This is a genomic window from Marinicella gelatinilytica (assembly GCF_026410405.1).
Classification (GTDB): Bacteria; Pseudomonadota; Gammaproteobacteria; order Xanthomonadales; family Marinicellaceae; genus Marinicella; species Marinicella gelatinilytica.
In genome coordinates this window covers 14549-30232 of the sequence record NZ_JAPMLN010000017.1, presented here as the reverse complement: position 1 = coordinate 30232, position 15684 = coordinate 14549, and the positions used below count along the sequence as shown (strand labels likewise).

At 45.1% G+C, this 15684-nt stretch carries 8 protein-coding genes; 6 read left to right on the top strand and 2 right to left on the bottom strand.

Features of this window, described 5'->3' with window-relative positions:
* The first annotated feature begins 252 nt into the window (after positions 1-252).
* From OS173_RS11405 to OS173_RS11385, 5 genes are all read left to right on the top strand, one after another.
* Positions 253-876, top strand: a complete 624-nt coding sequence (locus OS173_RS11405) for a TetR/AcrR family transcriptional regulator (RefSeq protein ID WP_267184420.1) — start codon at positions 253-255, stop codon at positions 874-876.
* Positions 877-895: 19 nt separating this feature from the next.
* Positions 896-3211, top strand: coding sequence for an acyl-CoA dehydrogenase domain-containing protein (locus OS173_RS11400; protein WP_267184419.1), 2316 nt, complete (start codon positions 896-898; stop codon positions 3209-3211).
* Entirely contained in the window at positions 3201-5567 is a 2367-nt protein-coding gene (locus OS173_RS11395) for a 3-hydroxyacyl-CoA dehydrogenase/enoyl-CoA hydratase family protein (RefSeq protein WP_267184418.1), read from the top strand. The genes OS173_RS11400 and OS173_RS11395 overlap by 11 nt, the downstream gene beginning before the upstream one ends.
* Before the next feature lie 48 nt (positions 5568-5615).
* Positions 5616-6803, top strand: coding sequence for an acetyl-CoA C-acyltransferase (locus OS173_RS11390; protein ID WP_267184417.1), 1188 nt, complete (start codon positions 5616-5618; stop codon positions 6801-6803).
* A gap of 633 nt (positions 6804-7436) precedes the next feature.
* Positions 7437-8153, top strand: a complete 717-nt coding sequence (locus OS173_RS11385; protein WP_267184416.1) for an SDR family NAD(P)-dependent oxidoreductase — start codon at positions 7437-7439, stop codon at positions 8151-8153.
* Between the two features lie 121 nt (positions 8154-8274).
* Here the strand turns inward: OS173_RS11385 and OS173_RS11380 are convergent, their stop codons facing one another.
* Together OS173_RS11380 and OS173_RS11375 are read right to left on the bottom strand one after the other, a co-directional pair.
* A complete protein-coding gene (locus OS173_RS11380) occupies positions 8275-11766 on the bottom strand; it encodes a Kelch repeat-containing protein (RefSeq protein WP_267184415.1) in 3492 nt (1163 codons plus the stop codon).
* Between the two features lie 52 nt (positions 11767-11818).
* The gene (locus OS173_RS11375) at positions 11819-13882 is read right to left on the bottom strand and encodes an IPTL-CTERM sorting domain-containing protein (RefSeq protein WP_267184414.1); all 2064 of its coding nucleotides are present in this window, start codon (positions 13880-13882) and stop codon (positions 11819-11821) included.
* A 257-nt stretch (positions 13883-14139) separates the two neighbouring features.
* Here OS173_RS11375 and OS173_RS11370 point away from each other — a divergent pair, with 257 nt between their 5' ends.
* Positions 14140-15069, top strand: a complete 930-nt coding sequence (locus OS173_RS11370; RefSeq protein ID WP_267184413.1) for an AraC family transcriptional regulator — start codon at positions 14140-14142, stop codon at positions 15067-15069.
* The last annotated feature ends 615 nt before the right edge of the window (positions 15070-15684 follow it).

Below are 15684 nucleotides of genomic sequence, written 5' to 3'. Positions count from 1 at the left end.
ATTTAATTTCTGATATTTACGCCATTTTCTAAATACTTATTATTAAAATGGTCGATAAGATCACTTAACAGACGTTAAGCGACACCTTATGACCTGAGGACAAAACGTCAGGCATTGTAACAATTTTTTGCTGTCAATAAAAGCCGGAACATGAATGGCCACGCAATTAAATAGCGATTTAAACAGTCGTTTGAATTGCGTCTTACCCAGCTATCTTATAAAATGCCTGAACCTTTCTTATTTCATTCAGGCATGAGTACACTATCAACAAAGGAACGGATACTTAACAGCACCGAAAAACTGATTGCGGAACATGGATTTTCAGAACTGTCAATTCGTAAAATCAGCCAGCGCGCCCACACTAACTTGGCAGCGATAAACTATCATTTTGGCAACAAACAACAACTCATTGATCAGGTTTTGGAACGCCGCTTGAACAATCTCTTTGACATCCGCAAAAGTATGTTAGATGAATTGAATCAAGGCGATTCAAATAAAGTGTGTAATCTAGAACAAATCTTGCACGCCTTTATCGCTCCTGCTCTTTTTATGATTAATGATGAGCATCAAGGCGGTCGTATATTTATGCAAGTGCTGGCCCGAGCTTATGCAGAGCAAAGCGAATCTTTACATGAACTAATGAAAGACCGTTATGCGCCAATTATTAAGGCATTTGCTGAAGCCATCGGCTTGGCCTGCCCTGAGTTACCGCGTGAAACCATTTTTTGGCGTTTTCATTTTATTATTGGCGCACTCACCTACACCATGGGGCATTTCGGCGCCACAAGTGTCGCCCGACAAATGCCTGAAGCCGAATATTTTGAAAAGTCAGTGGCTGAATTAATCGAGTTTGCCAAAGCAGCTTTGCGCACATAAACTCATGGTCATTTACTTTTTGACATTATTTTTTATATTAATCATTCATCTCTATTATCGACTGCCTTTTTGGATGTTGTCAATATTCTGGTTCTTCACACCTTTTATATGCTACAAGTTAAAATTAATTACCAATACCCAAGGCATCATCACCCTGTTTTTAATTCTAAATATCATTATTATTGGCAATTTTAGTCATCTTCGTCGGTTATTTTTTACCTTACCTTTTCTACGGGTATTTAACAGCAAAGACCGCATTAACTGGCAACGCTTTAAAAACATTGATGATGGCTGGCTAGTCACTGATTTTGAAAAAGCCATTTACAACGGTCAACCTGATTTCAGTTACCAAATCCCCGAATCCAAGCCTTCTGAGGATGCGCAAAATTTCCTTAACAGCATAGGCCAAAAATCTGATATGGATCCCGAACGCTATCGGCATTTTCTCAGCGAACATGGCATTTCAGCCTTAGCCATCAAAAAAAAATATGCCGGCCACGGCTTTAATCGCCGTGATGTGGCACATATTATTAATGGTATCAGTCAATATAACCCTTTATTAGCCGCACTGATTGGAATTATCAATACTGAATCGGTCATCAGTTTAATTAGCCGTTATGGCACCAAAGAACAATGTGATCATTATTTACCGGCTTTTGCAAAAGGCCACAAACAACCTTTCTTAAACACCACGTTCTTATATGAGTTATTGGAAAATGGTCGCTCTTCCATTGAAGGTCGGGTTGAAACCGAACTTCATAAAGCGCAAGACACCGTGGGTATTCGCTTAAGTTTTACAGACATTATCATGTTAGGTACCGCACGTTCATCGGTGTTTTATCTGGCCGTTAATTTAAGTGATTTTACCAATGAAATAAGCAATCACACACGATTAGGCACGGTATTGTGCTTATTTGACAGCGAACATGACGACATCAAAGTAATTCCTGGTAATGAAGTTTATAAAGGTTTATTCAAATATTATCGCTGTTCAGCAAAGGATATTTTTATTCCATTGAGTCAAATTATTGGCGGAAACGCGGCCATCAATCAAGGCATCAAACAACTATATGTCAACCAAGCGCAGGGGGCAGGAATTTGGCCGGCAGCGGTGTCTCGCTATATTCAGGACAGTGCCAGCTATTTTTCCTGGTACTTTGCGCACATTAAAAAACAAAACTCACGGCCACTGATGGATTATCGCCTGGTGAGAAAGCAACTGAATCGTCAATTTAGTTACCGTCAACGGCTTATCAATGTCCAACAAACTGCCTTAATAAATGGCCAAAAGCCATTAATGAGCTACAGTAACATTTTATTTAAAAACAGTCTGTTTGATGACAGCTTGCAACAACTCAATTGGCTGCGGACAATTTTAGGCTCACATGCTCACCAAATAAAAAGCGAACATAAATTAAATCAATATTTTCGTGTTAAACACCTGAGCATGGAACTGGATGGTCACAGCCACGAAATCAATCAATTGCCACTGATGAAAAAAGTGGCTTTATCAGCACATCCCTGGTACAAACTGGAAATTGCTGAGTTAGAAAAGAGTCAAATTGATTCCAAAAAAGTCGATAAATTGTTATTCAAGCACATGGCTTATATTTTGCACAACGTAACCAAAATATGGGTCTATTCCGTCCGAACATCATGGCTGGGGCGTTTTTTCTGGCGAAAATCAAAACATAAAAACCGCATTCGTCGCTTAAGCAGCAGCTATGCACTGGTGGCTGATTTAGCCTTAATCAAATGGTCATTGCGTAAAGACAATAACACTGAATTTACTGCTTTTTTAGCGGAATGTAATCAACACCTCATCACCCAAGTGGCGGTATTAAGCGAATATCGACAACATAAGAACCATGACATGCGACGTTTTGTTTTGAAACAATCTCTGCGTGACAGTTATTACTTATGTCAAAAAGCACTCAATCAAAGTATCAACAGTGCCTTTAATCACTATCCATCGCTATTTTTAAAAGTCCTAATCTTTCCATTCGGAAAACCATTTCATCCGGCCGGTTTTGCCACCGATGAGATGCTTGAGCCATTACCTGAAAATGGCTTACAACACCCCATTCAAGCCACCCGCAGTATCACCCGGGTGGCCGATGCCAGTCATCAATTACTGGCTGCAAAAAATATTGAAACCGCGGTCACCAATGCCACCGGATTAACGGTGACCAGTAAGAACTATCAAGTTTTGATTGACCGCTCATTAGCCGCCGGCATCATCAGCGTAGAACAAGCCGAACAATTACGCGCTGCCTATGATGCCATTCACGATTTAGAAATCATTAACCATTTTGGAACCCATTATGACCAATAAAAATATTCACAAAGTCGCCATCTTAGGCGCCGGTGTCATGGGCGCTCAAATCGCTGCCCATTGCGCCAATGCCGGTATTCCGGTACTACTTTACGATTTGGCTGCCAAAGACGGCGATGCCAACGGTATTGTTAATAAGGCGCTGGCCGTTTTAAAAAAACTCAAGCCTGCACCTTTTGGCACCGCCGATGCCATGCAATTGATTGAACCGGTCAATTATGATCAACATTTAGAGCGGTTATCTGAAGCTGACCTGGTGATTGAAGCTGTGGCTGAACGCATGGACATTAAAAAAGCCGTTTATGATAACGTCGAAGACCATGTGGCCAAAGACGCCTTGTTTACCACCAATACCTCGGGCTTAAGTATCACTGAACTCGCCACGGTGTTACCGGATTCTTTGCAGCATAAATTCTGTGGTGTGCATTTCTTTAATCCACCGCGTTATATGCATTTGGTGGAATTAATTCCCACCAAAGACACCGAACAATCGGTATTGGATCGTCTGGAAGCGTTTCTAACCACCACCTTAGGCAAAGGTGTGGTGATTGCCAAAGACACACCCAACTTTATTGCTAACCGCATTGGTGTGTTTTCCATTATTTCTACCATGTTCCATGGGCAACGCTTAGGTATTCCATTTGAAACCATTGACGCCCTCACCGGTGTATTAATTGGTCGACCGAAATCAGCCACCTTTCGCACCGCCGATGTGGTCGGATTGGATACCCTGGCACATACCATCACCACCATGGATAACGGTTTGCCCGATGATCCCTGGCACAAGTACTATCAACAACCCGAGTGGATGGCGACTTTGATAGAAAAAGGTCAACTGGGTCAAAAATCAGGGCGTGGGGTTTATTGGAAAAAAGGCCGTGACATTTTAGTCCTCGATCCTGAAACCGGAGAGTACCGCGAACAAAACGCCGAAATTGATGAGGCGGTTTTGGCCATTATGAAAAAAGCCAAACCCCAAGAGCGCTTACAACAATTACACGCCTTAAAAGACAACAAACAAGCGCAATTCTTGTGGTCGATTTTCCGTGATTTATTCCATTACTGTGCCTACCAGTTGTCTGACATTGCCGACACCGCGCGTGACATTGATTTCGCCATTCGTTGGGGCTTTGGCTACAGCCACGGTCCCTTTGAAACCTGGCAAGCCGGTGGTTGGGAACAGGTTGCAGCCTTAATCGAACAAGACATTCAAGCCGGCCAAACCATGGCCAATGTGGCTTTACCAAGCTGGGTACTTGAAGTCAAAGGTGTCCACCAGGCCCGTGGATCATACTCTTCTGCAGACAAGGTCTTTAAGCCCCGCTCTGAAGCAGCCGTTTACCAGCGTCAATTATTCCCCGACAGTTTATTGGGTGAAACCGTAAACTACGGTGACGCCGTATTTGAAGACGATGACATTCGCATGTGGCACCAAGGTGACGGCATCGCCATTGTTAGCTTTAAAACCAAAAAGCACATTATCTCTGATGGCGTGTTAAAAGGCTTGCGCAAAGCCACACAACTGGCCGAACAAGACTATAAAGGTTTGGTGATTTGGCAAACCGAAGAACCCTTTACCTTAGGCGCCAATCTGGCACCGGCGGCACAAGCCGTGGCTGCCGGACAAGTGGCACAAGTGGAAGCGCTTGTTAATGAATTCCAACAAACATCCCAAGCCCTGCGCTTTTGCGGGGTACCGGTGGTGGTTGCCACCCGTGGCATGGTGTTAGGCGGTGGTTGTGAATTTTCCATTCATGCCGATGCTGTGGTCGCCGCCTTTGAAAGTTATATCGGTTTAGTCGAAGCCGGTGTGGGTTTATTACCGGCCGGCGGGGGCTTAAAAGAGATTGCCCGCCGTACCGCGAAAGACACCTTTGGCAATGATCTGTATCCGATGTTGGAGCATTACTTTAAAGCCGTGGCCATGGCCCAAGTCTCCGGCAGTGCCGCTGAAGCTCAACAGATCGGCTTCTTAGACAGCCACAGTGAAGTGGTCTTTAATCCCCATGAAATACTCTACGTAGCCAAAGCCAAAGCCGCTTATCTAGCAGAGAAAGGTTATCGCCCGCCTGTGCAAGAGCAACATATTAAAGTCGCCGGGACACCGGCGATTGCCAATATGGAAATGCTGCTGGCCAATATGCTCGAAGGTCATATGATCTCAGAACATGATTACGCCATTGCCAAACGCATTGCCATCGTCTTAGCCGGTGGTTTTGTGGAATCTGGCAGCCTGGTGAGTGAACAATACCTATTGGATCTGGAACGCCATTACTTTATCGAGCTGATTCAAATGCCCAAAACATTACAGCGCATCGAACATACCCTGAAAACCGGTAAACCGCTGCGTAACTAATAAAAAAACAATCCGAACTGAAAACTATTCGGATTAAAGGAGATAACTATGAAACCTGTCTATATTGTAGAAGCTGTCAGAACCCCGGTGGGTAAAGCCCCCCGTGGGATGTTCTCAAAAACCCGCCCCGATGATTTATTGGCACGCTGTTTAAGTGAAATTATCGGCCGTCATCCCGACTTCGACCCCCAGGAAATTGGTGATGTGGTGATTGGTTGTGCCATGCCGGAAGCCGAACAAGGCATGAATGTCGCCCGTATTGCCAGCCTGCTTGCCGGTTTACCGGAAAGTGTGCCGGCCATGACCATTAACCGCTTTTGTTCCTCGGGTGTTCAAGCGGTGGCCATTGCCGCGCAACAGATTGCCACCGGGCAAATGAAAGCCGCCATTGCCGGCGGTACCGAAAGCATGAGCATGGTACCGATGATGGGACATAAAGTGACCATGAACCCAAAAGTCTTTGAAGATGATCATGTCGGCATTGCCTATGGCATGGGTATTACCGCTGAAAAAGTCGCCGAACAATGGCAAGTCAGTCGTGAAGACCAGGATAAATTCGCCTATGAAAGTCACCAGAAAGCCATTAAAGCCATTGAAAATGGTTGGTTTGATGATGAAATCATCGATTACGAAATCACACACCAATACCCCAATCCGGACAAGCCCACAGAGCCCATTGTTAAAACCCATGTGGCAGACACCGACGAAGGCCCACGCGCGGATACCAGTGAAGCTGTGCTTAATAAATTACGCACTGTTTTCAGAACAGACGGCTCAGTCACCGCCGGCAATTCATCACAAATGTCTGATGGGGCCGGAGCCTTATTGCTGGTCGATGAAGACACCTTGAAAAAATACAACATGACCCCGATTGCCATGTTCCACGGCTTTTCTGTGGCCGGCGTACCGCCTGAAATTATGGGTATTGGTCCGATTAAAGCCATCCCCAAAGTGTTGGAACAAACCGGCATTAAACTCGATGACATCGAATGGATTGAGCTTAATGAGGCTTTTGCGGCCCAAAGTCTGGCTGTGATTCGCGAAGTGGGTTTGAACCCGGATGTTGTCAACCCCAATGGCGGCGCCATCGCTTTGGGTCACCCTCTGGGCGCCACCGGCGCCATCCGCTCCGCCACCGCCATCCACGGCCTACGCCGTACCGGTGGCAAATATGGTTTAGTCACCATGTGTATCGGCACCGGTATGGGTGCCGCCGGCTTATTTGAAGTGTTATAAACCGAAAAACATTGAACCACAAACGCCGACCAAACAGTTGGCGTTTTTTTTCATCCAAAACCATCGCGCCATAAAAAAAGTTTAACCACAAAGAACACGAAGGATACTCAAAGAACACGAAGTAAAATAATTTATATTCCTTTGTGACCTCTGTGAAAACCTCTGCGAACTTTGTGGTTAATAAAAAAGATAACCACAGAGACACAGAGGGCACAGAGAAAGAGTATTTTTCTATGACAATCTGTAAAAAATTATTCCGTACCGGCGCAGGCCTGTATCCAGGGTCTTTGAGAACACAACTGACCTATTTAGACAAACACTGTTTAATGAAAAAATCTACCACAAAGTACACGGAGTAAAAAATTATTTATTTTACTTTGTGCCCTTTGTGAAAACCTCTGTAAACTTTGCGGTTAATAAAAAAGATAACCACAAAGACACAGAGGACACAGAGGGAGATGATTTTAAAACTACTTTTGATCTATAAAACTAACAGTCGGCTGAGCTCCGTCGAAGCCTGTTAAAGGTATACCATGCACTTCGACGAGCTCAGTGAACTTAAAATATAATGTGTTCACAGTCTTTTAAAATACTTTTTATGAAGTACTGATTTATATTTGTTAAAATCAAACCATGAATAATCAATCAGAACAACACATTACATTTATCGCCGGTGGCTCGAAGGGTTTGGGCCTCGCCATCTACCAACAACTCCGTGAAGCCGGTCATACCTTAGTGGAGTTTTCTCGCAGTGGCGATCATTTAGGGCATTTGGATTGTGATTTCGCCCAACCCGACAAAGCCATTAATGTCTTTAAAACTGCTTTTAATGAAAAGTACGATCAGGCCGGTCATATTAACCTGATCATCAACACCGCCACACTGGAACCCTTTGGTCCCATTCAAAGTGCCGCCGCAAAAACCATTAATGAACACATCACCATTAATGTGGAAACCATCACCCATTTAGTACGGTTATTCGCCCGTGCTTATCAGGGTCATCCTGCACAAAAAACCTTATCCTATGTCTCCTCAGGCGCTGCCAACCGTGCCATCCCGGGTATGAGCATGTATTCCGCCAGCAAAGCCTACGGCGAACGCCTAATTGATACCTTTCGCGAAGAACAAAAAGAACAAGCCAGTCCCATTCAAACCATGATCATTAATCCCGGCGTGATGGATACCGACATGCAAGACACCATACGCGCCCAAAAGAAGCAAGACTTCCCGATGCGTGATCACTGGCAGCAGCTCTATGACAATAACGAATTAGCCGAGCCTGAGCAAATTGCCCAATTTGTCATAGATAAAATTAACAATCCTGATCCCGGATACCATCAAGCACAGTGAAATTAGAAGGATAGAATCTACCAACAATATTCTTTAATAGTTAAAGAGCACATTGTTTTCATGTGCTCTTTTTAGATTAAAGACTGCTTTTAATCCACTGGATTAATTTTTCAAAAAATGTCTATAGTTGTTCAAAACCGTTACGGAAAATTAAATCATTACCAGAGTCACAGCTAACGAGAATATCAAGCACGTCTGTGCCTGAAACTGTGCCGCTATTTTCAGATAATACACAATTTTGTATGGGGGAATTGGGCTGACTTTTAATACTCACACCATAACTTTGATTATCATCAACCAGAGTGGAAAAAACAAAAGGGCCTTCTTGCTGTATAACCAAATCATCACTTAAATTATTTTGAAGCACCATGTAATTATTAGGAAATAATCCTTCCACATAACCACCAATATGATACTGATTCATTACACAATTAACATTAATATTATTTACATTGTTACCGACTATAAATCCCGAGCCGTTACTGACTGTACATGTTTGATTAGGTAGTTCAGGATGCGTCAAAACAGATACTACATAGTTGGAGCCCCCCATTAAGGCGGTATTAAATATAAACGCACCATTATTGGTTAGGGTTAAATCATCACCGGTATTATTTTGCAGGACAACTTGATTGCCGATTAAGCCGGATAATGTACCACCAACACTGTAGGTATTATATGTATAATAAACCCCCATTGAATTTATATGACCACTAGCCCATCCACCCCAAACAATCATCTCACTGCCGGTCCAGACCGCGGTGTGACTTTGTCTACCACTGGGCGCACCAGTGGTATTGGTCGGTTGCCAGCTGTCGTTGCCGGGGTTATAACGGCCACCGGTATTTAAATTACCACCATCAAATCCACCCCAAACAATCATCTCACTGCCGGTCCAGACCGCAGTGTGTTTTTCTCTACCACTGGGTACACCAGTGGCAGAGGTTGCTTGCCAGCTATCCATGCCGGGATCATAACGGCCACCGGTATTTGAATAACCACTAGCCCATCCACCCCAAACAATCATCTCACTGCCAGTCCAGACCGTGGAGTGAAAAAGTCTAACACTGGGCGCACCAGTGGTATTGGTCGGTTGCCAGCTGTCGTTGCCGGGGTTATAACGACCACCGGTATTTAATCCACCACTAGCCCATCCACCCCAAACAATCATCTCACTGCCTGTCCATATCGCGGTGTGTCTTTCTCTACCACTGGGTGCACCAGTGGTATTGGTCGGTTGCCAGCTGTCGTTGTCGGGGTCATAACGGCCACCGGTATTTGGACTACCCGCATCAAATCCACCCCAAACAATCATCTCACTGCCGGTCCAGACCGCAGTGTGTTTTTCTCTACCACTGGGTGCGCCAGTGATATTGGTTGCTTGCCAGTTGTTAGATGCGGGGTTATAACGGCCACCGGTATTTGAATAACCACTAGCCCATCCACCCCAAACAATCATCTCACTGCCGGTCCAGACCGCTGTGTGGAATACTCTACCACTGGGTGCGTCAGTGGCAGGGGTTGCTTGCCAACTATCCGTGCCGGGGTCATAACGACCACCGGTATTTAATCCACCACCATCCCATCCTCCCCAAACAATCATCTCACTACCGGTCCAGACCGCGGTGTGTCTGTCTCTAGCACTGGGTGCAGCGGTATCAGTTACTTGCCAGCTGTCGTTGCCGGGGTCATAACGACTACCGATATTTAATCCAGCATCAAATCCACCCCAAACAATCATCTCACTGCCGCTCCATACCGCTGTATGATACTGCCTACCACTGGGCGCACCAGTGGTATTGGTCGGTTGCCAGCTGTCGTTGCCGGGGTTATAACGGCCACCGGTATTTAAATTACCACCATCAAATCCACCCCAAACAATCATCTCAGTGCCGGTCCAGACCGCAGTGTGTTTTTCTCTACCACTGGGTGCGCCAGTGATATTGGTTGCTTGCCAGTTGTTAGATACGGGGTTATAACGGCCACCGGTATTTAATAATAGACCACTAGCCCATCCACCCCAAACAATCATCTCAGTGCCGGTCCAGACCGCTGTGTGGTATGATCTACCACTGGGCGCGCCAGTGGTATCGGTTACTTGCCAGCTATCAGTGCTGGGGTCATAAAGACCTCCCGTATTTAAAGTACTACCAGCCCATCCACCCCAAACAATCATCTCAGTGCCGGTCCAGACCGCAGTGTGTTCTTCTCTACCACTGGGTGCGCCAGTGATATTGGTTGCTTGCCAGTTGTTAGATGCGGGGTTATAACGGCCACCGGTATTTAATAATTGACCACTAGCCCATCCACCCCAAACAATCATCTCAGTGCCGGTCCAGACCGCTGTGTGGAATGCTCTAACACTGGGTACGCCAGTGGCAGGGGTTGCTTGCCAACTATCCGTGCCGGGGTCATAACGACCACCGGTATTTAATAGACCACTATCCCATCCACCCCAAACAATCATCTCAGCGCCGGTCCAGACCGCTGTGTGAGATTGCCTAACACTGGGTGCACCAGTGGGATTGGTCGGTTGCCAGCTGTCTGTGCCGGGGTTATAACGGCCACCGGTATTTGAATAACCATTAGCCCATCCACCCCAAACAATCATCTCACTGCCGGTCCAGACCGCGGTGTGTCTTTCTCTAGCACCGTATCCAATATATTCCAGGCGCCAGGTATCACCTGTTACTGCCCCGGCTTTTGTATTAAAAGATTCTTTTGATCCGGTAATTTTAGGTAAATTAAAGCCTTTTTGTTTAAACGTAGGGGTTTGAATGTTTTGTGCTTGACTTGCAACCCATGAGTTTATACTTTGTTTTGGCCAAACAAGGGTTTTAACGCTAACACTGTTTTCACTTTCCTCTAAAACTTCAGTGTAAATAAAAGCATGAGGCTTTTCTTGTAAGTACTTGTTTTTAAGCTCAGTTAGCTTCTGCCGGTACTCTTGCTCATCGAGCTCGATGACAATCTCATCACCGGGCTGCTTTAATGGTGCATCTTGGGCTTTCTCTTGAACTATATTTTGGGCTTTTATTTTAAACGTGACGGTTGAGGTTTCTGCACTGCTGATGTTTTTATTGTTTAGGTAGTTTCCTAAGTCCTGTTCAGCCTGCGCTTTTACATCTTGATGAATGCCATTGTGCTGATTAAAGCTGTTTTGTAATTTTTTATTAACCAGATAAGGTCGGGAAATACACTCTGCGATTGTAACGGGGTCATTGTCAAACAGCGCAAACAATGACTTGAGGCCTTTGGCATCCCTGGTATTCGCGGCCATGCGATCGAGATCGTGCTGTAACATGGCATGGCTGATGTCTATGTTGAATTGGTTTGATAAAATATATTCTTTATTTAGATTGTCTAAGACCTTTTGTCGAATTTCATCAACCTTAATCACTTCACTAAAGGCAGGCTTCGGTGTTTTATTGGCTTCCGGCCAGATATTCTTTGACCATTTATGTTCTTGAATTTTTAATTCACAGCTCAGCCGCTTATCCACATAATCATCGTCAGATAAACCAGACCAATTATTTTTATTGGCTTGTGCCTGGCCGATTAAAGTAAAACACAGTAAAAGCCAGACCAAAACAGTTGGTATTGACTTATTCATAGAAATATCCTCTTTTTGTAGATTCTTAATATTTAACATCGATTTACTCTGCCTAATCCAGTCGTTCTCGGCGGTACCTTAAACCACCAAGAACCATCAATCCGCTTAACAAAATCAAAGCCCACTGGCTTAACGTCGGTACCGGAGTCACCGCACCGGCTGAGCCACGGCCTGCTATATCAATCACATCAGGGCTGCTGGGGGCGTTGCTTGTTATGCTTAGCTGGGCTGTTTGGTTGCTTGAGTCGCTTGGACTGAACGTCACTTCAATGGTGCAGTCACTGCCGGGCGTTAAGGTTATTGGTAAAGGATCACAATTGCCGCCAGTCACTGCAAATGGTGCAGATAAGGTGCCGAGGCTGTTCAGTGTTAAATCAACCGTGCCTGAGTTCGTGACGGTTATGACTTGAGCTTGATTTTGTCCGATTAATACCCCACCGAAATTAAGCGAATAGGTACTCAATTGGATTTGAAGATTACCGTTAACATTCACCGTGCGGGTGATTTGCGCAGCAGGATTCCCGGCATTATCACTGACGTTATAAGTCACGGTGTAGCTTCCGGCGACATTGGTGTTGACCGGGTTATTGACCACAATAGTTCCTGTTAAAACCGTATCATCATCGACCAGATCAGTGGCGGTGGCACCGGCATCGCTGTAAGTATCACCGAGGTTCAGGTTCTCAGGTGATGAGCCGACTAAGCTTAATACCGGCGGTGTGGTGTCTTGGACGGTCAAAGACTGTGTGTCTGTGCCTTGGTGGCCGTGGTTGTCGGTGGCTGTCCAGGTCACGGTGTGAACGCCCAGCGGATAATTGGTCGCCGCATCGTTGCTGGTGGTTAAAGACAGGTCATCACTGTCGGCATCAGTGGCTGTGGCGGAGCCCAAAGCGGGTGTGTTGGTGTTTGGCCCGGTGGCTTCCTGGACAACATCAGCCGGGGCAATGACCACCGGAATCTGGGCTTCATACGCCCCGATATCGCGCAAGCCATCGGCATTGAAACCGCGTTGGTCTGCGGCAGTCCCCCCAACTGCCACATCCAAAACCTCAGAATTCGCTAATAAAGCATGGGTCATCACACAAGAACCATCAGCCAACGGCGTAACACAGCCGTTATCGGCCAAGGGTCCGACTGTTGCTGCGCTTAAGGTTGTGCCGCTTAAAATGCCCGGACAATTCGCTCCTGATGTGCCATCGGCTATGTTATTGCTGCCAGTGAATGTGCTCCCAAAACCATTCGCATAACCACAACTTGAGCCATTATGAAACAAGCTGTTTTGCAGGTTACTAACGGTGGCAAATTGATTCACCATCGCGCTGCCAAAGTTCGCCGTGTTGCCTGAGAAAGTCAGGTTATTCATCATCGAAACAGTCATGTCCTCCACATATATACCACCACCATCGGTGCCAGTGTTGTTCGAAAATGTTGTGTTTGTGATGGCGGCGATGATGCCATTATATTGATTTAAGCCACCACCTCTGAGCTGTGCATAGTTATTCGAGAACGTGGTGTTTTCAATATTTTCAATGGTACCACCCACGGAATGCAGGCCACCGCCATAACCCCCTGATTGGTTATTATCGATGACACTGTTGACAATTGATAACGTCCCCTCATTGACAATCCCGCCGCCATCAGAATTAGTTTGGCCATTGCTGTCCGAACAGCCACCGCGAACGACTGTGTTATCTAAGGTGAGATTACCTGTACTGGTCACCCGCAGAATACGGAATTCACCGGTATCACTGGTGAAGTCAATCGCACAGGTATTAGCCATGTCATCACGCTCAAGTATATGACCTTGACCGTCTAAGGTTATGGCGGTTGTGACTGGTGGTGTCCCAGTGCTTCCCCAAGTAGCATCATTTTCATACTCAGTCATCAAAGTGATGTCAGCGCTGAGGTTAATGGTGTCTGCACCACTGCCGGCGGCACAATCAATGTGGGTCTGGAAATCGTTATTAGCGTTGATAATCGCTTCTGAAATGGAACACAACCCATCATCAGCAAGCGAATTATCGGTACCTGTGACAGTAATGGTGGCGGCTTGCGCGTAAAATGAGCACAGCAGTAAAGCCGTGGTGGTTAAAAGTCGCTTGTTTATGTTGTTCATTAGAACCTCTTGTTTATGTGTTTTAGGCTTTGTATAGTTTTTTGTTTAAGGCTTTTTATTTACGACCAACGTCATTGGCTTTATCAACTTTTAAAAGCGTAAAACCAAGCTGTTATCCTCAAAATATTTTTATTTTTCCCGGTAATCAGCTTAGCAAATGTTATTTACAGGCTCTATCAGAAACTGTTATCATTAAAATAAGTTTTATCATTTTTAGTTGATAAGTTCCCTAAACCCAAAAAAAACATACCTATCCCATGCCGACTGAACCTTTGACTAACCTTAAATCACATGACATCTACATCGAACAGGGCGTGACTATTGAGGCACCCGGCGTCAGCGGTCGCATGGACCAAACAACCCTTTCAGGCGGTGGTTTTTTGTATCGTCTGGAATTCAAAGCCAATGAAGACTGTGTGTTAAATCTTCTTTCAAGCTACACCGAGCCTTGGGTTGGCAGTATTTTTCACCTGCAAGGCCATTCGCTCATGCGTCAAACAGATGGACAAGAAGACCTGATCAATCCGGAAAGTGCACTGTTAATACGTGTGGATACAGAAGGTGTCGCTTTCCACCTTAAAAAAGGCGTGTTAATCCGCCATGTCGGCGTGGCCATGACCATACAAGATTTAAAGAACAACCTCAGTGAAGCCGGTTTCAATAAGTTAAGTGCATTTAACCAACCTTATGGCAAGGTCATCGTCACCAAGAAAATCATTCCCACGAAAAAAATGCAAAAATTAGGCACCGGCTTATTTTTGTCCTATGCCCGCGGCCCCTTTAATCAAATGAAACTGGACGGCGCGGCACGCCTGTTCCAGGCCGAATGCTTTGAACAATACTGCGAACCAACAATCAAGCAAAACAAACTCAGCATCATCGATCAACAAATACATAAAAAAACCGCGGCCTATATTAAGGCCAACTTAAACCAGACCTTTTCAATCGAACGACTGGCAGAACAACATGAAATCAACAGCAACCGCCTGAACTGGATTTTTAAACAGCACACCGGTAACAGTGTGGCCGACTTTATTCGCAATGAACGCCTCATTGCGGCACACAAATTACTGTTAGAAACCACTCAGCCCATTAAACAAGTCGCCTTGGCAGTGGGCTACCAACACGTCGGTAATTTTTCCCGAGCTTATAAAAAGAAGTTTGGCGAAGCGCCTTCCAGAACCTAACAGAAGTAACAATTAAATACAAAAAGAGATCACCACAGAGGCACAGAGAACACAGAGGAAGGATTAACCACAAAGCACGCAAAGATTTTCACAAAGTTCACAAAGAGTTTTTTTTATTCACTCCGTGTGCTTAGTGTATTCTTGGTGTCCTCAGTGGTTAAGCTTTTTATGTCAAACGATGGTTTTCTCAAAGGCACTGGGTAACGGCCTTCGCCGGTACGGAAAAATGCGTTGTATAAAATCCTATAAAATTTAGATCAATACAACATCTATTTCTGTTGATACTGTTCGTTACATTCAAATTACAGAAGCAACTTCTCTACCCTACTTGCCGTCGCAGGACGACATCCAGTGTCTTTTAGTTGAAGCCTATGCAAAGTAACACTTTCAAACTAAGTGAGATGATTAAATTTTGTCTGTGGCGATTACTTTATAAACCACAAAGTTCGCAAAGGTTTTTAATTATTCTTTACTCCGTGAACTTTGTGTATTCTTGGTGTTCTTTGTGGTTAAACTTTTCTATGAAACGATGGTTTTTCTGGAAGACGCTGGTTACCGGCCTTCGCAGGTATTGCGGAGTGATGCTTCGCATCAGCTCCTTATCTGTGGTTATTT

Excerpts from the sequence above, each read along its gene's own strand:
- OS173_RS11405 (WP_267184420.1), top strand. The coding sequence starts at position 253 with ATGAGTACACTATCAACAAAGGAACGGATACTTAACAGCACCGAAAAA.
- OS173_RS11395 (WP_267184418.1), top strand. The coding sequence starts at position 3,201 with ATGACCAATAAAAATATTCACAAAGTCGCCATCTTAGGCGCCGGTGTC.
- OS173_RS11390 (WP_267184417.1), top strand. The coding sequence starts at position 5,616 with ATGAAACCTGTCTATATTGTAGAAGCTGTCAGAACCCCGGTGGGTAAA.
- OS173_RS11385 (WP_267184416.1), top strand. The coding sequence starts at position 7,437 with ATGAATAATCAATCAGAACAACACATTACATTTATCGCCGGTGGCTCG.
- OS173_RS11380 (WP_267184415.1), bottom strand. The coding sequence starts at position 11,766 with ATGAATAAGTCAATACCAACTGTTTTGGTCTGGCTTTTACTGTGTTTT.
- OS173_RS11375 (WP_267184414.1), bottom strand. The coding sequence starts at position 13,882 with ATGAACAACATAAACAAGCGACTTTTAACCACCACGGCTTTACTGCTG.
- OS173_RS11370 (WP_267184413.1), top strand. The coding sequence starts at position 14,140 with ATGCCGACTGAACCTTTGACTAACCTTAAATCACATGACATCTACATC.